Source organism: Anaerococcus nagyae, from assembly GCF_017874535.1.
In the GTDB taxonomy this organism is placed as follows: domain Bacteria; phylum Bacillota; class Clostridia; order Tissierellales; family Peptoniphilaceae; genus Anaerococcus; species Anaerococcus nagyae.
Genome location: NZ_JAGGLS010000004.1, coordinates 66,612 through 88,931, shown reverse-complemented (window position 1 = coordinate 88,931; position 22,320 = coordinate 66,612). Strand labels below are relative to the sequence as shown.

The window sequence follows — 22,320 nt, the reverse complement described above, 5'->3', positions numbered from 1 at the left end:
TTAAATGATTTCAAATGCTTTTTCTAAAGCACTATCTAATTTAGAAATATCCTTTCCTCCAGCTTGAGCAAAGTTTCTTCTTCCTCCACCATTACCGCCAGTAATTTGACTTATTTCTCTTACTATATTTCCTGCATTATATTTATCGGTCAAATTATCATCTACTGATACAGTAAATACAATTTTTTCGTCTGATACACTAGCAAATACAATAATAAGATTATCATATGAGTTCTTTAATCTATTTTCATAATCACGCAATTCACCTATACTAGTATTTTTAAATTTATAAACCACTGAGTTGTGATCATCTTTTTTTACTATATTGGATTCCAAATCCTTATAAATATCTTTGATTGATGAAGACCTTAGTCTTTTTATTTCTTCTTTTTGATTTTGAATTTCTTCTTCTAAAGATTCAATTCTTTGCTTAATTTGATTAGGTCTAGTATTTAGAAATTGGGCAGTATCATCAATTATATTTTTTTGATTTACTAATAAATCGTAAACTTTTTTTCCTGTTACAGCTTCTATTCTACGTACACCTGCCGAAACTGAAGATTCTGAAATAATCTTAAACATAAGTATATTAGAAGAATTATTAACGTGACAACCTCCACATAATTCTTTAGAATATTCCCCTATAGAAACTACTCTAACATTATCTTTATACTTATCTTCAAATAATCCTATTGCTCCTATTTCTTGAGATTCTTTAAATGAAACAATATTTTTTCTAACTGGAAGTTCTTCTCTTATTTTTTCGTTTATTATATCTTCAATTTCCCTTTTTTGTTCTTTTGTTAAAGCTTCATTATAAGTAAAATCAAATCTTAATTTATCTTCATCTACCAAAGATCCAGCTTGTTTTACTGTATCTTTTAAAACATCTCTTAGAGCTTGATCTAATAAATGAGTTGCTGAGTGATTTCTTGTTATATCAAGTCTTCTATTTCGATCTACTTTAAATAAATACTCATTATTTAATTGTAAGCTGCCTTCTATAACTTCTACATAATGAAAATATATATCATTTTTCTTTTGGACATCTGTAACACAGGCTTTTGTATTTTCTGATAAAATATAACCTGTATCGGAAACTTGTCCGCCCCCTTGGGCATAAAATGAAGTCTTATCACTAACTATTATACCCTTATCAGAAGCATCTATCGATTTTTTATTTTCACTATCATCAAATATACTGATGATTTTTGCTTTAACTTCTAAATCATCATATCCAACAAATTCTGTAGGACTTATACCATCAGTAACTATATTATCTAATGACCAACCAGAATCTTTCTTACGAGCATTACGAGCTAATTCTCTTTGATTTTCCATTTCTTCATTAAACTTATTTATGTCTACATCAAAGTTTTCTTCATTGAGTATTTCTTTAGTTAAATCTAAAGGAAAACCATAGGTATCATATAACTTAAATGCCTCACTACCACTTAATTCTTTTTCACCATTTTCTTTCATTTCATCAATTAATGAATTAAGTCTATCTAGACCTTGATCTATAGTATTTTGGAATCTTTCTTCTTCATCAACTATAGCATTTATTATATTTTCCTTATTAAAAACTAATTCTTCATATTCTGACTTATAAGTATCAATTACTTTTTCAACTATTTGTGATAAAAATTCACCTTTTATTCCTAGTAGTTTTCCATGTCTATATGCTCTTCTTATAAGTCTTCTTAGTACGTAACCACGTTTTTCGTTTGAAGGTATGATGCCATCAGATATAAGGAAAGTCATGGCTTTAGCATGATCAGCAATAACTCTAATTGAAATATCAGTCTTCGGATTATTTTTATATTTAACTCCAGAAACTTTCTCTATTTCTGAAATTATATCTTGCATTACATCAATTTCAAAGATATTGTCTTTATTTTGTACAACCATAGCTATTCTTTCAAGTCCCATACCTGTATCTATATTAGGATGAGCTAGTGGAGTATAATTATTTTCCTTATCCTTGTTAAACTGAGTAAATACTAGATTCCATACTTCAAGGAATCTATCTGAATCATCATTTCCAGGTTGATTATCATTTTCATCTATAGCTCGAGATTGACCACGATCTACAAATATTTCGGAACAAGGACCACAAGGACCAACTTCAAGCTCCCAAAAATTATCTTCTTTACCCTGCTTTAAAATTCTATCTGTACTAAGTCCAACTTGTTCATGCCAAATATTATAAGCTTCATCATCTTCATGAAATACTGTTACCCATATATCTTCTTTATCTATCTGAAGTCTATCAGTTAGGAATTCGTAAGCCCAAGTAATAGCTTCTTTTTTAAAATAATCACCAAACGAAAAGTTACCTAACATTTCAAAGTAGGTTCCATGTCTTTCTGTCTTGCCTACTCTTTCAATATCACCAGTTCTTACGCATCTTTGTGAAGATGTAGCCCTATTATTTTTAATCTTTTTCTCACCTATAAAATATTTTTTTAAAGGTGCCATTCCAGCATTAATTAATAATAAAGATTCATCATCTTGTGGAATAAGAGGAAAAGATTTTAAAATAGTGTGATTCTTTTCGTTACCAAAAAAATCAATATATGATTTTCTAAGCTCATTCATTCCTAAATTTTTCATTTATTCTCCTATACTATCTTGATTTATTATTTCATCTATTGTTATAGAATCTATAGTGTCATTTATCGCTTCATCTAATTTACTAAATGCAAAGTATGCATTACATTTATCATCACAGTGACTGCCATCTTCAAGACACCCACTTTTACCTATATCTCCTTCAAGTACTCTTAGTACCTCACCTACTGTTATTTGACCTATATTTTTTACCAACTTATACCCACCTTTTGGGCCTCTAGCAGACTTTACAATATTTTCTTTTTTTAGGAGTCTAATAAGTTGTTCTAAATAATTTTCAGATAAGTTTAGATTAGTTGAAATTTCAGATACAGATATATATCCTTTATCTTCATTCTCAGCTAAATAACAAATGGCTCTTAAACCATATTTACTCCTTGTTGATAATTTCATTAAATACCACCTATACAGTTATTAAATCTTTCATGGCTTCAAAAAATTTATCGCCAATTCCAGTTACGTTCTTTATATCTTCTATATTTTCAAATTTATTTACATTTCTGTATTCAATTATAGCTTCAGCTCTTTTTTCGCCTATATTTGGCAAAGTCATAAGTTCTTCTTTGCTTGCTTGATTTATATTAATTTTATCCGAATTGTTAGATAGTTCTGGAGAAGTTACTATTTGTGTAGTTAATTCTTCAGCAGGAATTTCATTTTTATTTGGTATATAAATTTTCATTTGATCTTCTAACTTCATAGCCAGATTAAGACTATTAACATTAGCTTCACTTGTTAATCCACCTGCTTGTTTAATCAAATCATCTAGTCTCTCACCATCATCTATTATGTAGACCCCTTCTTGATTAATTTCTCCACTTATATGTACTTTCTTTTCTGAATCTTCCTTAATATCTTCGGCAAAGTTTTCGGATGATGCTTGATTACTATCTAAAATCATATCATCTTCTGCTTCAAAAAGACTTTGCTTATTGCCTATAGTTTTATCAGAATGACTTTTTACTATGTTATTTCCTAATAATAAAGCTATAGCTATTATTAAACCAACTATAATTTTGTCTTTATTTTTATCATTCATTTTATAAACACTAATAAAAGGCTAATGATTTATGGAAAGACTATTCTTCCCATAAATCATCAATGCCATAAAATTCTCTTTGTTTTCTTGTAAATATATGAACTATGATATCTTCAGCATCCATAAGTATCCATTCTCCTTCACGAAAACCTTCTTTAGATAATAACGAATAACCATTTTTTTCTAATTCTTCTTCAATATAATCTGCCAAAGCTTTAGTTTGAATAACTGAAGTACCTGTAGCTACAACAAAGGTATCTGCTATAGAGGAATCATCTAGTGCTATGATATTTACATCTTCTGCTTTTCTATCATCTAATACTTTAAGTATTGTTTCTAATTTATTCATTTTTCTCCTTAATTAAGAAATTTCTTGCATCTATAGTAAGTGGATGAATAAGAGCTTTTCTTGAAATTATAAATTCTATATTATGGTCCAAGCTATAAAGCATTGCCTGATCTAAATCCTTTTTAGCAAGACTTCTAATTTTATCCACACACGGATAATCTCTTTTAGGTTCTATGGCATCTGCAAGGTATATAATTTTTTCAAAATCACTCATATTTTCCTTAGCAGTTGTATGAAATCTTATTGCATCCAAAACTTCTTCATCTTTTATATTATACACTAATCTAGCAACTTCCGCCCCTAAAAAAGAATGTAAGACTTGCTTAAATTCTTTTTGATAACTTTCTAAATTTTTTCCATATAAATTATAATATTTATCTTCATTATATTTAGCACAGTCATGTAAAATAGCTGCTGTTTTTAGTTTATCTTCATCAATATTGTATTTTTTATTAAGTTCAATAGAAGTTTCCATAACTCTCATGCTATGTTTAAACCTTTTATCTCCTATATCAGATAGTAACTGTTCTTTCCAATTTTCCAAATCATACATAAAGCTTATACTCCTCAATTATTTTAATAACTGGATCAGGAACTAAATACTTTATACTCTTTTTTTCTTTAACTAAAGATCTTATTAGCGTTGATGAAATATTTACATTTAGATTATCAATAAGATAAATTTTTTCGTTATCTTTTTTTACTTCGTTTATTTTTTTTATTAAAGGGCTATCTTCATTTATACTGGTCCTTGCAAATACTATAATTCTATCATTTAAGATCTTTTGGTAGTTTGACCATGTATCTATACTCATTAATGAATCCTCGCCCATAATATAGTAAAATTCATCATTAGGATATTTTTCTTTAAAATAGTTTAAAGTTTGGTGAGTATAAACTACTTTTTCATCATCAGACTCAAAAGTAGATAGTTCTAGCCTATCATTGTCTTTTATAGCTTCTTTAACCATATTTACACGGATTGAAGTTTCTGTTTTCTTCTTGTTTTGTTTATGAGGCGGGTTAGCACTTGGTAATACTATTATTTTATCTAGTTTCATATAATTAAGAGTGTTTTCCATAACTATCAAATGCCCTATATGAATTGGATCAAAAGTACCGCCATACAATCCTATTTTCATCAATATGCCTATAAGTTAAATTTATTTTCTTTGTTTTTTCTATATATTGTAAAAATACTACCAATATGATTTACAAATTCCGAATTAGTTTTTTCTAAGATAGTCTGTAAAATTTCATCGGGATCATCTAAATTATTATTTAATATCTTTATTTTAATTAATTCTCTTGCTTCAAGTGCTTCTTCTATTGCCCTGATTACATCATCTGATACAGAAAATTTTCCTATATTTATTATAGGTTTATAATCATGGCTTTCTGCTTTAAGCATTGCACGGTTTTTACCAGTTAACATAAGTCCTCCTAGTCAAAATATTCAAATACAATATCTCCTACTGCTACATTGTCTCCTTCTTCTATCCCCATTTCTTTAAGTTTATCAAAAACTTCCATTTCTCTTAATTTTTGTTCAAAATACATTCTTGAATCATAGTCTTCTAGATTAACTCTTTCCAAAAGATTATCTATTCTCTTACCATAAACTATATAGATATTATCTTCTTTGGTAAATTCTAAGTCATAATCTATTTCTTTGTTGTAGTATTCTTCTAAAAATGTATTGTCAGCATCCTCTATTAAATCATATTGCTTATCTCCTGATTCTAATAAAAGATCATAGGTAGAATCTAGCAAGTCTCTTATACCTTCAGTTGTAGCTGCTGAAATTTTAAATATTTTGTAAGATTCTTTAAATTCTTCTATAAATTTAGATGCATTATCATTAAAGTCTAAATCTATTTTATTAAGTGCTACAATCATCGGTTTATCTGATAGTTTACTATTGTAAAGAGAGAGTTCTTTGTTAATAAGCTTAAAATCTTCTATTGGATCTCTACCCTCAATACCGGATATATCTACTAAATGGACTAATAACCTGCATCTTTCTATATGTTTTAAAAAATCATGACCTAACCCTTGACCTTCGTTTGCTCCTTCGATAAGTCCCGGTATGTCTGCAACAATAAAAGATCTCTCTTTATCTATATTTACTACTCCTAGATTTGGATCTAAAGTGGTAAAGTGATAATTTGCTATTTTAGGTTTAGCAGAAGTAATTACAGATATTAAAGTAGATTTGCCTACATTAGGAAGTCCTACTAATCCCACATCTGCTAATACTTTTAGCTCTAAAACCAAATCAATTTCTTGACCTTTTTTTCCATTTTCTGCAAATCTAGGTGCTTGTCTTATAGAGTTTTTAAAGTGAACATTACCTCTACCACCACGACCACCTCTCGCGATAATTAATTCTTCACCATCAAATTTAAAGTCTTTTATAATAGTATTAGATTCTGCTTCTCTTAAAATTGTACCTACAGGAACTTTTAATATAAGATCTTCACCTTTTTTACCAAATTTTTTAGACTTTCCACCCGGCTCACCATTTTGCGCCTTGTATTTTGTCTTATATTTAAAGTCATCTAGAGTAGAGAGATTTCTAGTAGATTTTATTATTATGCTACCCCCATCTCCACCATCTCCTCCGGCAGGACCTCCAGTAGGTTCGTATTTTTCACGTCTCCAAGCAACAGCTCCATTACCGCCGTCTCCTGCTTTAAGATTTATTCTTGCATAATCAATCATATAAATATCCTCTCATATGAAAAAAAGCTTGCCGAAAAGGCAAGCTTCTATTTTTTAAGCAATATCTTGTTTTGGATAAACAGAAACTTGTTTTCTGTCACGTCCTTTTCTTTCAAATTTTACGATTCCTTCACATTTAGCATAAAGTGTATCATCTCCACCCTTTTTTACATTGTTGCCTGGGTGAATTTTTGTTCCTCTTTGTCTAACGATAATTGTTCCAGCGTTTACAAATTGACCATCTGCTCTTTTGGTTCCAAGTCTTTTAGCTTCAGAATCTCTACCGTTCTTTGAAGAAGATACCCCTTTTTTACTTGAAAATCTTTGTAAGTTAATATTTAAAATCATTTCATATCTCCTTATAATATTGTTGTATAAGCCTCTACAAAGTCACCATAACTTTGTGTTAGTGTCCGAATACCTGTACTAAAAGTATTTAAAATTACTTCAGAATCATGTGATGGATTTTTTACTAATAATTCCATAATTTCTTCATCATCAGAAAAATCAACTTCATAATTATAACTATCAAGTGAATTTACTGTTGTATATGCAAGCATAGAAACAGCTGCACAAACTATATCTTTTCCATGCTCACCATAATCAGCATGTCCTATAATTTTAAAGCCTTTTAAAGTATCTTTGTCATAAAGTGTAGTTACTTTAATCATTTACCTAGCATGAGATGCTATCTATTTTAACTAAAGTATAAGGTTGTCTGTGACCTTGTTTTTTTCTATACATTTTTTTAGGTTTGTATTTAAATACTACGATTTTTTTATCTTTTGCTTGGTCCTCAACTGTAGCTGTAACCTTAGCATTTTCAACTATTGGTGCTCCAACTTTAACATCTTCATCACCAGCAACTAGTAGTACTTCTTCAAAATCAACAGTTTCACCAACTTGGTAAGGTAATTTTTCTACTCTTACTAAGTCACCTTCTGATACTTTATATTGTTTGCCACCTGTTTTAATTATTGCGTACATAGGTGTCCTCCTTTATTCTTAGATTCTCGCCAGCGTAGGTGATCAGAACCTAAACTGTGCGGTTTACCGTTAAATGATACTATATATCCAAACTTTTGTCAAACTAGTAATTTAAATTTCTATTATTTCCATATTAAAAAGAGCTTCTTTTACTAATTTTTCAATATCTAAGTTTTCTTCGCTCTTTTTTATATAATGTAATTTTGGCTTTGTCACTGGTTTATTAGGCGCAAAGATTGAACAACAATCATCATATGGCTCTATAGACTTTTCATAAGTATTTATTTTAATAGCTTTATCTACTATATCTTGTTTATCAATTGCAATTAATGGTCTTAGTATTGGTAGATCTGAAGATTCTTCAATAACTGCGATCGACTCTAAAGTTTGTGAAGCTACTTGACCTAGAGATTCTCCAGTAATTAAAGATTGGTATGAATTTTTTTTGGCTATTTCATTTGCTATTCTCATCATTATTCTACGAGATAATATTGTGGTTTCTCTTCTATCACAATTAGTGGCAATGGCCTTATAAATTTCCGCTAAATTTATAGAATAAAACTTCATTGGTCCTGTGTATTTAGCCATAAGCTTCGCCAAGTCGATAGCTTTTTGATGAGCTTGTTTTGATGTGAAAGGATATGAGTGAAAATGAACAGCATTAATTTTCATACCTCTTTTAGCCATCATAAATCCTGCCACAGGTGAATCTATCCCTCCAGATAATAGTAATAACCCGCTTCCGCTAGTGCCTAATGGTAGGCCTCCTAATCCCTGATGTCTTTCAGTATATACGTATACCCTGTTTTTTATATCTACATAAATCTTAAAATCTGGATTATGTATATCTACTGATAGATTATTAAAATCATCAAGTACTAATCTGCCTATCTCTGCACTAAGCTCTGGAGACTTATAGGGAAATGATTTATCAACTCTAGTAGTTTCAACCTTAAAGGTTTCTTTGCTTTTAGAATGATTGTTAGCTATTATATATTTAGCTGTTTCATAAATGTCATCAATGTTTTTTTCGCATCTATATACCTTATCTATATATGCAATTCCAAAAACTTTACTGATTTCTTCTATTAATTTTTCATATTTATCTTCATCAGATTCTATATATAGCTTTGCACTTTCTAAGTACATGTCCTTATAGCCAATGTTTTCAATATTAGATTTAATATGTTTTACTAACCTATCGTAAAAAATTCTTCTATTGGCTCCTTTTAAAAATAATTCACCAAAGCTTATTGCTAATAGTGCTTGCATTACATCACCTTTCTTATTGTATCTATACTCTCTTTTAATACATCTAATGTATAATCTAAATCTTTCTTACTAATATCATTTGAAAAAGAAAATCTAATTACTCCATCACTATATTTTTTATCAATTCCAAGTCCTAGTAAAATCCTATTATTATCACCTTTTGAACAGGCAGATCCACTTGAAACATAGATTTGTTTATCTTCAAACATGTGTAACAGTACTTCTGATTTTATATTAGAAAACCCAACACTTAAAATATATGGGGAATAGTTATCTTGTGGTGTATTAATTCTACACTCTTTTATATTATTTAAAATAATGTCTCTCATATATAAGTTAAGTTCATTAACATGTTCATACTCATTAGATGCTATTTGTTCTTCTAGTGCTATGGACATAGCATATATTTCAGGATGATTATCTGTACCACTTGATATTACTTGCTGGTGGCCTCCATATAAAACAGGTTTTATCTTATTTAATATTCCTTTTCTAACATAAAGTCCACCTACTCCCTTTGGGCCGTGAAATTTATGAGAGGAAAAGCTCATCAAATCAACTCCCAGTTTGTTAACATCGCAACTAATCTTACCTAAAGCTTGTGTAGCATCTATATGTAAAATGATATTTTTATCATAAGATTTTATTATATTACTTATAGCTTTTATATCTTGTATTGTTCCTATTTCATTGTTTACATATATAAGTGACACCAATTTTACATCAGAATTAAGTTTATTTTTTAAATCATCTAAATCGATAAAACCATAGTTATCATTTTTTAAATATACTATTTCTTTATATTCATTATTAGAAAAACTATCATAGACAGAAGAATGCTCAATTGATGATGTTAATGCTATAGAATTCTCTCCACTTAAGGATGATATAACAATATTGTTAGCTTCTGTTGCTCCTTTTGTAAAATATAATTCATTTGGGTTAGAATCTATTACTGAGCTAATAATTTCCTTTGCTTTTATAATTAAGGCATTGGATTTCATTCCAAAACTATGTAAAGAAGAAGAATTAGCAAAAGCACTTTCTTCAGCAAAAGCTCTAGCTTCTTGTGCTTTTTTACAAATTTTAGTTGTCGCTGCATTATCTAAATAAATCATCATACTCCCCTTACTAAAATATTATTGTAATAACAAAATATCTTTTTTTAACTATAATATTATATTAGTAATTCTTATAATTACAAATAAAGTATAATAATTACATGATTAAATATAAAAAGTTATATAATGCAGAAAATTTAAATAAAGATGAAATAATATTAGATATTGAAACTACAGGACTAGATCCTACTATCGATAACCTAGTTCTTTTAGGCCTTATAAGATATGAAAAAAATAAATGTTATATAATTCAATATTTTGCTCAGGATAACAGTGAAGAAAAAAGGCTTCTTAAAATATATTTAAGAGAAGTAAAAAACAAAACAATTATCACCTATAACGGAGATAAATTTGATATACCATTTTTAAATTATAGACTTAGTAAGTATATGCTCTTACCAATTTTCCCAGAAAGTATTGATATATATAAAATAATATCGTCTAAGCGTAAATACTTTGACTTTAAATCCATGAAACTGACAGATATAGAAAAATATATTGGTATCTACAGAAACGACCCTAGTAGATACAACGTTATTAGTAAGCTAAGTGAAGATATAAAAAAGCGTAATAGGCCGAAACCAATAATGATTCATAACGAAAACGACCTTATATCTACTGAAAAATTAGCAAATGTAGAAAATCATTTTGACAAAAAACTTTCTATTAATTTAGAAGACAATATATTAACTTTAAAATCTATATTGATTAATAATGATATAGGACATATAGAGTTAATAAGCTCAAATAATATACAAAAATCATACTTTACATCTAATTTTTATGAATTAACGGTAAATGATAAAGATATAGAGATTAACTTACAGTTAATATATGGAAAATTTGATAAAGAAAATACTGGCTATGTGTGCCTAAATACATTTGAATTAACTAATGAAAGTAATATGAAAGTTGATCCAAATTTGCTTATAATTCGTGAAAATTATATATATAATTATAAAAATATATTAAATTTAAGCAAAAAAATAATAGAGAACCACTTATAAGTTCTCTATTTGCCAATCAATGGGTTCTTCCCCAATTGATTTTAAAAAGCCATTTGTTTTAGAAAATGGTTTGGATCCAAAGAATCCTCTTCTAGCAGATAATGGAGATGGATGAACTGATTTTATTATCAGATGATTGGGATTTGTTATTAATTTCTCCTTAGATTGAGCATTTCTACCCCAAAGTATAAACACCATTGGTTTATCCCTATCATTTAATAACTTTATTATCCTATCAGTAAGTATCTCCCATCCTAACCTTTCATGGGAATTAGCCTCTCCACTTCTCACAGTTAAAGATGTATTCAATAGTAAAACTCCCTGATCTGCCCATTTTATTAAATTTCCATTGTTAGGTATAAAAGTACCTATGTCATCATGCATTTCTTTAAAAATATTTAATAGTGAAGGAGGTGTTTTTACTCCTTTTTTTACAGAAAAAGCATATCCATGGGCTTGATTAGGACCATGATAAGGATCTTGACCTAAGATAACTACCTTACAATCTTTATAAGGTACTGACTTTAATGAATTAAAAATATCATACATATTTGGATAAACCGTATAATTTTTATATTCCTTTATAAGATTTTTTCTTAAATTTTTATAATAGGGCAAATCCCATTGATCAGCTAGTAATAGATCCCAGTCATTACCAATATTAACGCTCATTTTTCTTTTCACCTTCTTCAAAAAATAATAGATAAATAATTATTAATATACTTCCCACAGTAACAAATATATCAGCAACATTAAATACAGGAAAATTAACAAAGGCAAATTCAATAAAATCTACTACATAAGTCTTTACTAGCCTATCGTAAAAGTTACCCAAGGCTCCTGTAATTATAAAAGTTATAGCAATATTTAATAAAGTAGTGTTGGTTTTGTAATGTTTAATAAAATAATATATTAAATATCCTATTATGACTATAGTTAAAATAATGAAAAATGCTCTATTATCTTGCAAAATTCCAAAAGCTGCACCTCTATTTTCTAAATAAGTAAAATTTAATATAGTTCCATTATATGGATTATCTATAAAATTATTAATTGCATGTATCTTTGTTATTCTATCAAGAATAACACCTAAAATAATAATTATTATGTATGTCATACTAGTTTCCTATAGGCAATATGATAATTACCTTTTTTACTTTCTCCTAAGACCTGGTCAAATATAAATCTTCCCTCTTTTCTTATAGAAATCATAGAGCCTTCTTTTATATTCTTTCCTGGATTTTCAATAATTTCAAAATTTACTTTTACATTTTTTGATTTAATTATATCTTTTGCTTTTGATCTAGATATATTTGCAAGCTCTGAAATTATATTATCTAATCTCAAAGAAGACACGAAACCTGTCATAAGATCAAAGGAATCTTTAGTCATATCAAGCTTATCATCCTCTTTAAAATTTATATCAACATGTTGTCTTTTTATCTTATTCAGATTAAACTTTATAAAAGAAGCTTCTTCCTTTAGCACAGCAAATTCACATTTATTATCGCTAATAACTATATCACCTATAGATTCTCTACTTAAATTAAGACTCATTAAGCCACCTAAAACATCTGGATGACTAAGTCCATCATGACTAAATTCTAAAACTTTTATATAGTTAGATTCATCTATAGGTTCATAATAGTAATTAGCAACAAATATTTTTCGTTCCGCTAATTTATTAGCTCCAATAAATTTGATATCAATATTATTTTTTCTTGATATTGATTCTAAGATATATTGCTCGTAGGGATCTAAAAAGAAGCTATACTCTTCTATATTTTTATAGTAAGCCCTTTCAAGAATTGATAGTGCTTTTTTTATGGAAGATTTCTTACTTTTATCTGTTATAAAATCTAAATTATAGACTAAACTCATAAAAAATAAAAGATCGAATTAATCGATCTTATAATTGGTTATAGTTGCCATCAGAAATTTGATCGGTAACACTACTATCAACTTCAACACCTTTTGGACTTATAACAAATATACCTTTAGTAACTCTTTCTACAGTTCCTTCAAGGGCATAGACTGCTCCTGATACGAAATCAAATATTCTTTGTCTCATATCTGCATCAACCATTTCTAAGTTTAATACTACTACTTTTTTATCTAGAATATCATCAATTACATTTGGTGCGTCTTTCTCATAATCAAGTGGTTCTTGAATAGAAATTCTCATTGATGATCTGCTACTGAAATTACTTTCTGTCATGCTTACTATATTATCTCCTCTTCTTGATGATCTTTGATAGTTACTTGAGCTAGAATTAGATGTGCTAGTGTATGGCTTTGCTTGATATTCTGTAGATGTTGAACTATATGTTGAATTTGAACTAGATGGTGATGAATAACCACTTTCGTAGGTTACTGATTGATCGTCATTTTCTTCTTTTTCATCTAGTAAATTTGTATAAGCTTCTCTAGAAGAACTCTTTGTTGTACCTTCTTCATCATCATAGTATAATTGCTCATCATCATAATCGTCGTAATTATCGTCAATGCCAATAAAATCTTTAAATTTGTCAAACATAATATTCCCTTTACTTTATTAATTATATATTACTATTATAACGTAAAATGTATGATAATAAAAATCCAATTTAAAATTTCAATAGATTATCATTAAACTTTAAAATATTTTAGCTTCTTCCTTATTTACTAGTCTTTTTATATTTGATCTGTGACTATAAAATATTAATACTGTTATAATAAGTAATACCCAAAACACATAGGCATTTCCAAATTTTATGTATCCACCAATAGCAGCAGCTAGTGTTGCTACTAAAGATCCTAAAGATACTATATGGCTTATTAAAACTACTAGAGCAAAAATACCAATCAAAATTAATGCAAATTTATAGTCTATGTATAAGAGTGCTCCAAAACTTGTTGCTACTCCTTTGCCACCTTTAAAGTGTAAAAACAAACTATACATGTGGCCCAAAACAACAAATAAAAAGGCTATAGACATGCCATTATATCCATCTAACTTATTTCCAATTAATACAGCTAAAAATCCCTTTAATATGTCTAGAATAAAAGTAGCCATTCCAGCTCTTTTGCCAAAATTTCTTAAAGCATTAGTAGAGCCTATATTTCCTGAGCCTAAGTCTCTAATATCAGTTTCAAAAAAAGTTTTTCCTATAATATATCCTGATGGAATCGAACCTAAAATATAAGCTATAATAGCAACTAAAATAATCATCGATCAGATCCTCCTCGTTCCTTTAGAATAAAACTAAACGGTACCCCTATTAAATTATAATTTTTTCTTATTTGATTTTCTAAATATCTCATATACGAAAAATGCATTAATTCTCTGTCATTAACTGATAACATGAACTTTGGAGGTGCAGTGCCAACTTGAGACATATAGTATATCTTAAGTCTTTTTCCTTTATCCTGTGGAGGCTGATTAAGCATAATTGCATCTTGTAAAATATTATTTAATACACCAGTAGAAATTCTTGTATGATAATTACTATCTACAACTTCAATCATATCTAAAAGATTATCAATTCTTTGATTTTTAAGAACTGAAATAAAAATAACTGGTGCATATAAAGCAAATCCCAATTTGTTTCTTATATCTCTTTCCATGTCTTTCATGGTGTTAGTTTCTTTTTCTACTACATCCCATTTATTTATAGCAATAATTATTGCTTTGCGTTGATTATGAGCATAACCAGCTATTTTTGTATCTTGCTCAGTAATTCCAACTGTTGCATCAATTAAAAATAATACTATTTCTGCACTATCAACTGCATCGAAAGTTCTTTGATTGGCATAGAATTCTATACTTTCTTTAACCTTTTTTTTACGTCTAAGACCTGCCGTATCTATTAATACATAATTTTTATCATTATAGGTCCAATAAGAATCAACCGCATCACGGGTAGTTCCTGCTACATTAGTAACTATCATCCTATCATCATCTAAAAGTAAATTAACTAAAGAAGACTTACCAGCATTGGGTTTACCAATTATAGCAATTCTTGTTTCATCTTCAATATTTTCGTAAGCTTGAAAATCGATATTTTCGCAAATCTTATCTAATAAATCTCCCAAACCTTTACTTTGTTCAGCTGAAATAATGGCTAAATCGTCAAATCCTAATGAATAAAAGTCATAGATATGATCGGGTATTTTATGGCTATCTATTTTATTAGCTACTATTATTACTTTTTTCTTATAATGACGAATAGCACCTGCAATTTCATCATCATATGGATTAATACCTTCTTTACCATCTACTACAAATAGTATTAAGTCAGTTTCTAGCAAAGCTTTTTCTACTTGTGATTTTATTTCTTGATTCATCATCTCCTTATTGGAAATATCAAGACCACCAGTATCCACAAGAAGAAATTCATCTCCTTGCCATTCTACTTTATCAACGATTCTATCTCGAGTTACTCCACTTACATCTTCAGTTATTGATTTTTTCTTTCCTACAAGTCTATTAAATAGTGTAGATTTCCCAACATTGGTTCTACCAACTAGGGTTACTATAGGCATAGCCATATCAAACTCCATATACTGGAAATTTAGAGGTTAAATCTAGTACTTCTTTTCTAATAATCTCTAAATTTTCTTTTTTATCTAATGTTCTTGAAATAAGCTCAATTATTTTTTGAGCTTCCCCTTCTTTCATACCCCTAGTTGTAATTGCAGCTGTCCCTATTCTTAGACCACTAGTTATATTAGGAGAAAGCTTTTCATTAGGAATAGTATTTTTGTTTGTAGTTATATAAACTTTATCAAGTAAATCTTGAGCTTCTCTTCCTGTTATATTTTTATTTGTTAAATCAATTAATAAGAGATGATTATCTGTTCCATCAGAAATCATTTTAAAGTCATGTTCTCTTAGAGCTTTTTCCATAGACTTTGCATTTAATTTAATTTGTTTAGCATAATCTTTCCAAGATGGTTCTAAATTTTGTTTAAATCCTAAAGCTTTTGCTAGGATAATATGTTCTAACGGTCCACCTTGTAGTCCTGGAAAAACAGCCTTATCTATAGCTTTAGCATATTCTTCTTTACAAAGTATGAATCCAGATCTAGGACCTCTTAATGTTTTATGAGTTGTAGATGTTACAACATCACAATATAAAACTGGATTTTGATGTTCGCCTGCTGCCACTAAACCTGCTATATGAGCCATATCGGCCATTAGTAAAGCACCTACTTCATCTGCTATTTCTCTAAACTTTTTAAAATTAATTTCACGAGGATAAGCACTAGCCCCGCATACTATAAGTTTAGGTTTCACTTCTTTTGCTTTTTTTAATACATAATCGTAATCGATCCTTCCAGTTTTATAATTTACACCATAATGATGAAAATCATATAGTTTTCCAGAAAAATTAACTTTTGATCCGTGAGTTAAGTGTCCACCTTCTGTAAGATCCATTGCTAAAACTTTATCTTTAGGTTTAAGTAGGGCAAAATAAGCTGCTATATTAGCATTGGAGCCTGAATGTGGCTGAACATTAGCATGATCTGCTCCAAAAAGTTTCTTAGCACGATCTATAGCTAATTGTTCTATTGTATCTATATTTTCGCAGCCACCATAATATCTTTTTTCAGGTAAACCCTCAGCATATTTATTTGTTAATAAACTACCACAAGATTCTAAAATTTCCTTATTTACATAGTTTTCTGATGCAATGAGTTCAATATTATTTTCTTGCCTATGAACTTCTTTGTTTAAAAATTCATAGGCTTTTGGATCAAACTCTTTAATAAGGGAATAATCCATTATATTTTTCTCACTTTCATAACATTATTATCTTTTAGCTTATTATCAATTTTTTTTACTATAACAAATGATATAGCAAAAAACATTAATATTGATATAAGAGTCAATAAATTTATATCTAAACCTGAATTTTTAAATAATAAATTAGGTAAAACTGCTCCAATTACAATAAGTGCAACTGGAAGTACATATACATATATAGAGTATTTTGTTATATCTTGGGATCTACTTTCTAATATAACCTTATCTCCAGTATTAATGTCATCAGTAGAATAAGCTTCTATAATGGTTTCATCTTTTTGTCCACATGATTCTTTTGCAGCACAAGCTCCACAAGCTTCTGATCTACCAACACTTATTGTCAATTTTCCATTATCATTATCAAGGACAATTCCTTGCTTAATCATCATTGCCATTACTATCACTCCTTATATTTATAGATAGTTCTTCAAGGGTATTTTCATCAACTTTTGTAGGTGCTTCAGACAATGGACAGGTTGCAGATTGAGTTTTTGGAAATGCAATTACATCTTTTATATTATTTGTTTTTGCAAATAACATTAACAACCTATCTAGTCCATAAGCAAGACCTGCATGAGGTGGTGTGCCGTATTTTAAAGCTTCAATAAAGAAACCAAATTTCTTTTCGATATCTTCATCTGTTAAGTTTAATGCTTCAAATATTTCTTTTTGAAGTTCTGAGTTGTTAATTCTTACAGATCCACCGCCCATTTCATCACCATTTATAACTATATCGTAAGCTTGAGTTCTAACTTTCTCTGGATGAGTCTTTAAAAGATCAATATCTTCTTCATTAGGCATTGTAAATGGATGATGTTGAGAAACGTATCTATCTTCTTCTTCGCTATATTCAAACATTGGGAAATTTACTACCCATGTTAGGGCATATTCTTTTTCATAAAGATTATTCTCACGAGCAACTTTATTTCTTAAAGCTCCTAGACCCTCTAAAACTTTTTTATCCTTATCTGCAGCTATTAAAACTAAATCATTATCTTCTATATTAAGTTTTTCTACCATTGCATTTAAGATATCATCTGTTAAGAACTTACTAATAGATGAATTTACTTTATCACCGTACTTAATGTAAGATAGACCACCTAAACCATAATCTTTTACAAAATCAGTTAACTTATCTAATTGTTTTCTAGAATATTTATCTGCTAAGTTTTTAAAATTTATAGCTCTTACAGATTTTCCATCACTAGTATTACTTGCAAATACTTTAAACTCGCTGTCTTTCCATATTTCTGAAATATCATTAATTTTATAACCAAATCTTAAATCTGGTTTGTCTGAGCCATAAGAATTAATAGCTTCACTATAATCCATACGAGGAATTGGAAGAGTTAGATCATAATCTGTATATTTATCAAATAATTCCTTTATAAGACCCTCATTTACTGCTATTACATCATCCTGATTTGCAAATGATAATTCCATATCTAATTGGGTAAACTCTGGTTGTCTATTAGCTCTTAGATCTTCATCTCTAAAACATTTTACAACTTGGAAATATCTATCCAATGATCCAATCATTAGAATTTGTTTAAATAGCTGTGGTGATTGAGGAAGAGCGTAAAATTCACCTGGTTCTAAACGAGATGGTACTACATAATCACGTGCACCTTCTGGTGTAGGCTTTGTTAAAAATGGTGTTTCTACTTCTGTAAAATCGTTGTTATACATGTACTCTCTTACTGTACGAATGATATCTGATCTTAGTTTAAGATTTTTTTGTACAGAAGGCTTTCTCATATCTAGATATCTATATTTTAATTTCAAATTTTCAGCTACATCATCATTATCTTTAATATATATTGGCGGTGTATTTGCCTTATCTAAGATATTTATTTTTTCTACAACAATTTCTATGTCACCTGTTGGAATATCTGGATTTTTAGATTCCCTTTCGCGCACATCACCTTTAACCTCAACGACGTATTCACTTCCTAAATGACTTGCTAGTTCATGATTTACTTCATCTTCTTCTCTTACAACTACTTGGGTAATACCAGTCTTATCTCTTAGATCAAAGAATACTAATGATCCAAGATTTCTTTTTTTGGCAACCCATCCCATAAGTACTACAGATTGTCCAATATTTTCACTTCTTAATTCTCCACACATGTGGCTTCTTTTAAATTCCATTATATCTCCTTAGTTTAAAAACGGATTATTCTCTAATTCATAATAAAGATTTGTGTTCTCTCCATGTCCTGAATATACATCAGTATTTGGATTAAGTTGCCTATATTTATTTAATGATTCCATAATAGTAGCATAATTCCCACCTGGTAAATCAGTTCTACCAATGGATAAATTAAATAAAGTGTCTCCACTAAATAAACTATTTCCTATAAGATAACTTATAGAATCCAAGCTATGTCCTGGTGTTTTTATAGCTTTTATATTAAAATCGCTAAAAACTTCACCATCTTCTAAATACTTATCTATAGGTACGAATAAACTAGGGTAATTAAACCCAAGGTTATAATTTAAATCATTAGCAATTTGCTTTGACTCACTAGAAGCATATACATCTACATTATATAAGTTTTTATAGTATTCTAAACCCAGTACATGATCATAGTGAGTATGTGTTTGCAAAATAAAATCTATTTCAATTTTATTTTCTTTTATATAGTCCGTTACATAATCACTTTTATCCGCTGCATCTACTATAAATCCATGACCATTTTCGCTCATTACATATAAATTTGTTAGAACTGGTCCTAGAGTAAACTTCTTTATTTGCATTTATAATATCCTCTCACTATCTAATATTATAGTACAAGGTCCATCATTTGTAAGACTAACTTCCATATGAGTTTGAAACTTACCTGTTTTTACAGATAAACCATCAGCAACAAGTTCTTCTTTTAATATTTCATAAAATTCATTTGCTTTATCTGGTTTTGCAGAGTCTATAAAACTTGGTCTATTTCCTTTTCTTACGTCTCCATAAAGAGTAAATTGAGATACTAAGAGTATCTCTCCTCCCACTTCTTCTATAGATAAGTTCATCTTACCTTCATTATCTTCAAATATTCTAAGCTTTTCTATTTTCTTTTTAATATAGGCTAGATCATCTTTATCATCGTTTTCTTTTACAGCTAGTAAAACTAACAAACCTTGATCTATATTTGATATTTCTTCATTATCTACTACTACATTTGATTTTGTAACTTTTTGTATTACTGCTCTCATTAATTATTCACCCTATATACACTATAAACTGTATTTATAGATTTTAATTTTGCTATAACATCATCTAACTGGCTTGTGCTATTAACTTCAACTGTAAGATCTATAATTCCTTCTTGACTATCAGTAAGTCTAGCATTCATTCCAGAAATATTTACATTTACAGTAGTTATCATTTTGGTAATATCATATATTACTGTTGGAGAATTTGCACAAACAATTTGTATGTTAACTGGAAACTTATCAGTTGATTCATTTTGCCAATAAACATCAATAAGTCTTTCTGGCGCATGTGTCTTAATTATATTTGGGCAAGATTTGGTATGTACTGATATACCGTTGCCCTTAGTAATAAAACCAATAATTGAATCTCCTGGAACTGGTGTACAGCATTTTGCAAACTTAACTTCTATATCATCTCCAAAGTCACTAACTCTTACCTCTCCCTTAGAATTATTTGATTGATTTTCTTTGTTAGTAAACTCGATTGGTTTTGATAAATCCTTATCCTTATCTTCTAATTCTTTTTCTTTTTTCAGGAGTTTTTGAACAACTTGTTCACTTGTGATTTTACCATAACCAACTGAAGCATACATTTCTTCTTCAGATGGAAAACCTAGCTCATTTGATATATCATTTATCCAATCATCTTTTAGTAAAGATTTATAGGCTGATCTATGTTTTTTTATATCTTTAATAACTTGATTTTTACCAAGCTCAATATTTTCTTCTTTTTCATTTCTTTTAAAAAATTGCTTGATCTTATTCTTAGCTTGGTTACTTTTTACTATATTTAACCAATCTCTGCTAGGGCCTTTCGAATTTTTGCTCGTTAAGATTTCTACTACATCACCTGTTTTAAGCTTTTGAGTTATAGGAACAATTGCTCCATTTACTTTTGCTCCTATACATTTGTTGCCCACTTCAGTATGAATCTTATAAGCAAAGTCTATAGCACATGAGCCAATTGGTAAGGAATAGATTTCTCCAGCAGGAGAATATATATATATTTCTCTAGAAAAGAAATCGGTTTTTAGAGTTTCCATAAAAGCTTTACTATCTTCATCAGCTCCACCTTCTCTTTGCCATTCCATAATACGTCTTAAAAATTCCATGGCATCATCAAAATCCGATTCTTTTGTCTTACCTTCTTTATACCTCCAATGAGCTGCAACACCGTACTCACATTCTTTGTGCATTTGGCGAGTTCTTATTTGAACTTCAAATGGTCTAGAATCCTCACCAAAAACCGTCGTATGAAGTGATCTGTATCCATTAGGTTTAGGCTGACCTATATAATCTTTTATCCTATTTGGTATGGGTCTCCAAAGTGAATGAACCTTACCTAAAACCTCATAACATTCTGCTATAGTATCCACTAATACTCTCACTGCTGTTAAATCATATATTTCTTCAAATACGATATTATTTCGCATCATCTTTTTATAAATTGAATAAAGTGATTTAGGTCTACCACTTATCTCGAAATCTATATTGGTACCTTGCAAGGACTCTGTCAAAGTCTCTATTATTTCATTGATATATGCTTCTCTTTCACGTCTTTTTTGAGAAACCATCTCTGCAAGTTCATAATATTTTTCAGGTTCTTGGTACCTAAAACATAAGTCTTCTAGTTCCCACTTTATAGAATATATTCCAAGTCTATGAGCAAGAGGAACATAGATTTCTAAGGTTTCCGTAGCTGTTTGAACTTGTTTTTCACGAGTCTTATATTCTAAAGTTCTCATATTATGGAGTCTATCAGCAAGCTTTATTAAAACAACCCTTACGTCATTGCTCATTGCCATGACCATTTTTCTAATATTTTCAGCTTGTTTTTCTTCTCTAGAACTATAATTTAAGTTTTTAAGCTTGGTTACTCCATCTACTAAGAAAGTTATTTCATGACCAAATTTTTCTTCCATTTCATCATAAGTAACTTCTGTATCTTCCAAAACATCATGCATTAGTCCTGCACAGATTGTCTGATCATCAAGCTTCATGTTTGATAATGTCGTAGCTACAGCTATAGGATGGATGAAATAATCTTCTCCTGAATTTCTTTTCTGGCCTCTATGATTTATTTCACCAAAAAAATATGCTTTTTTTATTAAACCAATATCTGCATTAGGATTATTATATAATATATTTTTTTTAAATTCTTCATATTCTTCTTTAAAGTCTGTTGTCAT

26 protein-coding genes are annotated in these 22,320 nt (G+C 29.1%); 1 reads left to right on the top strand and 25 read right to left on the bottom strand.

Annotated elements, in window-relative coordinates; all coding sequences use genetic code 11:
• The 13 genes from alaS to J2Z39_RS04365 all read right to left on the bottom strand — a co-directional run bounded on the left by alaS (nt 1) and on the right by J2Z39_RS04365 (nt 10,123).
• Nucleotides 1–2,616, bottom strand: coding sequence for an alanine--tRNA ligase (gene alaS / locus J2Z39_RS04425; RefSeq protein WP_117521643.1), 2,616 nt, complete (start codon nt 2,614–2,616; stop codon nt 1–3).
• Nucleotides 2,617–3,027, bottom strand: a complete 411-nt coding sequence (locus J2Z39_RS04420) for an RrF2 family transcriptional regulator (RefSeq protein ID WP_117521641.1) — start codon at nt 3,025–3,027, stop codon at nt 2,617–2,619.
• A 10-nt stretch (nt 3,028–3,037) separates the two neighbouring features.
• The gene (locus J2Z39_RS04415; protein ID WP_209813984.1) at nt 3,038–3,673 is read right to left on the bottom strand and encodes a helix-hairpin-helix domain-containing protein; all 636 of its coding nucleotides are present in this window, start codon (nt 3,671–3,673) and stop codon (nt 3,038–3,040) included.
• Between the two features lie 40 nt (nt 3,674–3,713).
• Nucleotides 3,714–4,022, bottom strand: a complete 309-nt coding sequence (gene rsfS, locus J2Z39_RS04410) for a ribosome silencing factor (RefSeq protein ID WP_209813983.1) — start codon at nt 4,020–4,022, stop codon at nt 3,714–3,716.
• Nucleotides 4,015–4,575, bottom strand: a complete 561-nt coding sequence (gene yqeK, locus J2Z39_RS04405) for a bis(5'-nucleosyl)-tetraphosphatase (symmetrical) YqeK (protein ID WP_209813982.1) — start codon at nt 4,573–4,575, stop codon at nt 4,015–4,017. The genes rsfS and yqeK overlap by 8 nt, the downstream gene beginning before the upstream one ends.
• Nucleotides 4,568–5,164: a nicotinate (nicotinamide) nucleotide adenylyltransferase gene (gene nadD, locus J2Z39_RS04400; RefSeq protein ID WP_117521633.1), complete on the bottom strand. Its 597-nt coding sequence runs from the start codon at nt 5,162–5,164 to the stop codon at nt 4,568–4,570. The genes yqeK and nadD overlap by 8 nt, the downstream gene beginning before the upstream one ends.
• Nucleotides 5,165–5,172: 8 nt before the next feature.
• On the bottom strand, nt 5,173–5,457 hold the full coding sequence (gene yhbY, locus J2Z39_RS04395) for a ribosome assembly RNA-binding protein YhbY (protein WP_209813980.1): 285 nt from the start codon (nt 5,455–5,457) through the stop codon (nt 5,173–5,175).
• An 8-nt stretch (nt 5,458–5,465) separates the two neighbouring features.
• Nucleotides 5,466–6,746 carry a GTPase ObgE gene (gene obgE, locus J2Z39_RS04390; protein ID WP_209813978.1) on the bottom strand — a complete coding sequence of 427 codons (1,281 nt, stop codon included), beginning with the start codon at nt 6,744–6,746 and terminating at the stop codon, nt 5,466–5,468.
• Nucleotides 6,747–6,800: 54 nt separating this feature from the next.
• Entirely contained in the window at nt 6,801–7,094 is a 294-nt protein-coding gene (gene rpmA, locus J2Z39_RS04385; protein WP_117521627.1) for a 50S ribosomal protein L27, read from the bottom strand.
• 11 nt (nt 7,095–7,105) lie between these two features.
• Nucleotides 7,106–7,417: a ribosomal-processing cysteine protease Prp gene (locus J2Z39_RS04380; RefSeq protein ID WP_117521625.1), complete on the bottom strand. Its 312-nt coding sequence runs from the start codon at nt 7,415–7,417 to the stop codon at nt 7,106–7,108.
• Nucleotides 7,418–7,421: 4 nt separating this feature from the next.
• Entirely contained in the window at nt 7,422–7,733 is a 312-nt protein-coding gene (rplU, locus tag J2Z39_RS04375; RefSeq protein ID WP_117521623.1) for a 50S ribosomal protein L21, read from the bottom strand.
• Nucleotides 7,734–7,844: 111 nt separating this feature from the next.
• On the bottom strand, nt 7,845–9,005 hold the full coding sequence (gene thiI / locus J2Z39_RS04370; RefSeq protein WP_209813976.1) for a tRNA uracil 4-sulfurtransferase ThiI: 1,161 nt from the start codon (nt 9,003–9,005) through the stop codon (nt 7,845–7,847).
• Nucleotides 9,005–10,123, bottom strand: coding sequence for a cysteine desulfurase family protein (locus J2Z39_RS04365; protein WP_209813974.1), 1,119 nt, complete (start codon nt 10,121–10,123; stop codon nt 9,005–9,007). Before J2Z39_RS04365 ends, thiI begins: the two co-directional genes overlap by 1 nt.
• Nucleotides 10,124–10,227: 104 nt before the next feature.
• Here J2Z39_RS04365 and J2Z39_RS04360 point away from each other — a divergent pair, with 104 nt between their 5' ends.
• Nucleotides 10,228–11,133 carry a ribonuclease H-like domain-containing protein gene (locus tag J2Z39_RS04360; protein ID WP_209813972.1) on the top strand — a complete coding sequence of 302 codons (906 nt, stop codon included), beginning with the start codon at nt 10,228–10,230 and terminating at the stop codon, nt 11,131–11,133.
• Here the strand turns inward: J2Z39_RS04360 and J2Z39_RS04355 are convergent.
• The 12 genes from J2Z39_RS04355 to J2Z39_RS04300 all read right to left on the bottom strand — a co-directional run bounded on the left by J2Z39_RS04355 (nt 11,128) and on the right by J2Z39_RS04300 (nt 22,320).
• The gene (locus tag J2Z39_RS04355) at nt 11,128–11,805 is read right to left on the bottom strand and encodes a uracil-DNA glycosylase (RefSeq protein WP_209813970.1); all 678 of its coding nucleotides are present in this window, start codon (nt 11,803–11,805) and stop codon (nt 11,128–11,130) included. The two genes, J2Z39_RS04360 and J2Z39_RS04355, sit on opposite strands and share 6 nt — an antisense overlap.
• Nucleotides 11,795–12,250 (bottom strand): signal peptidase II, encoded by a 456-nt coding sequence (gene lspA, locus J2Z39_RS04350; RefSeq protein WP_117521613.1) that lies wholly within the window; start codon nt 12,248–12,250, stop codon nt 11,795–11,797. Before lspA ends, J2Z39_RS04355 begins: the two co-directional genes overlap by 11 nt.
• Nucleotides 12,247–13,014, bottom strand: coding sequence for a YlmH family RNA-binding protein (locus J2Z39_RS04345; protein ID WP_209813968.1), 768 nt, complete (start codon nt 13,012–13,014; stop codon nt 12,247–12,249). The genes lspA and J2Z39_RS04345 overlap by 4 nt, the downstream gene beginning before the upstream one ends.
• 28 nt (nt 13,015–13,042) lie before the next feature.
• Nucleotides 13,043–13,669, bottom strand: a complete 627-nt coding sequence (locus tag J2Z39_RS04340; RefSeq protein WP_117521609.1) for a cell division protein SepF — start codon at nt 13,667–13,669, stop codon at nt 13,043–13,045.
• Between the two features lie 99 nt (nt 13,670–13,768).
• A complete protein-coding gene (plsY, locus tag J2Z39_RS04335; protein WP_117521607.1) occupies nt 13,769–14,344 on the bottom strand; it encodes a glycerol-3-phosphate 1-O-acyltransferase PlsY in 576 nt (191 codons plus the stop codon).
• Nucleotides 14,341–15,663 (bottom strand): ribosome biogenesis GTPase Der, encoded by a 1,323-nt coding sequence (gene der / locus J2Z39_RS04330; protein WP_117521605.1) that lies wholly within the window; start codon nt 15,661–15,663, stop codon nt 14,341–14,343. Before der ends, plsY begins: the two co-directional genes overlap by 4 nt.
• Before the next feature lies 1 nt (nt 15,664).
• Nucleotides 15,665–16,900 (bottom strand): serine hydroxymethyltransferase, encoded by a 1,236-nt coding sequence (locus J2Z39_RS04325; RefSeq protein WP_117521603.1) that lies wholly within the window; start codon nt 16,898–16,900, stop codon nt 15,665–15,667.
• On the bottom strand, nt 16,900–17,316 hold the full coding sequence (locus J2Z39_RS04320) for a SoxR reducing system RseC family protein (RefSeq protein ID WP_209813966.1): 417 nt from the start codon (nt 17,314–17,316) through the stop codon (nt 16,900–16,902). The genes J2Z39_RS04325 and J2Z39_RS04320 overlap by 1 nt, the downstream gene beginning before the upstream one ends.
• Nucleotides 17,300–19,072, bottom strand: a complete 1,773-nt coding sequence (aspS, locus tag J2Z39_RS04315; protein ID WP_209813963.1) for an aspartate--tRNA ligase — start codon at nt 19,070–19,072, stop codon at nt 17,300–17,302. Before aspS ends, J2Z39_RS04320 begins: the two co-directional genes overlap by 17 nt.
• 9 nt (nt 19,073–19,081) lie before the next feature.
• Entirely contained in the window at nt 19,082–19,681 is a 600-nt protein-coding gene (locus tag J2Z39_RS04310) for an MBL fold metallo-hydrolase (RefSeq protein ID WP_117521597.1), read from the bottom strand.
• Nucleotides 19,682–20,131, bottom strand: a complete 450-nt coding sequence (gene dtd / locus J2Z39_RS04305; RefSeq protein ID WP_209813961.1) for a D-aminoacyl-tRNA deacylase — start codon at nt 20,129–20,131, stop codon at nt 19,682–19,684.
• Nucleotides 20,131–22,320, bottom strand: a complete 2,190-nt coding sequence (locus J2Z39_RS04300) for a RelA/SpoT family protein (RefSeq protein ID WP_209813959.1) — start codon at nt 22,318–22,320, stop codon at nt 20,131–20,133. Before J2Z39_RS04300 ends, dtd begins: the two co-directional genes overlap by 1 nt.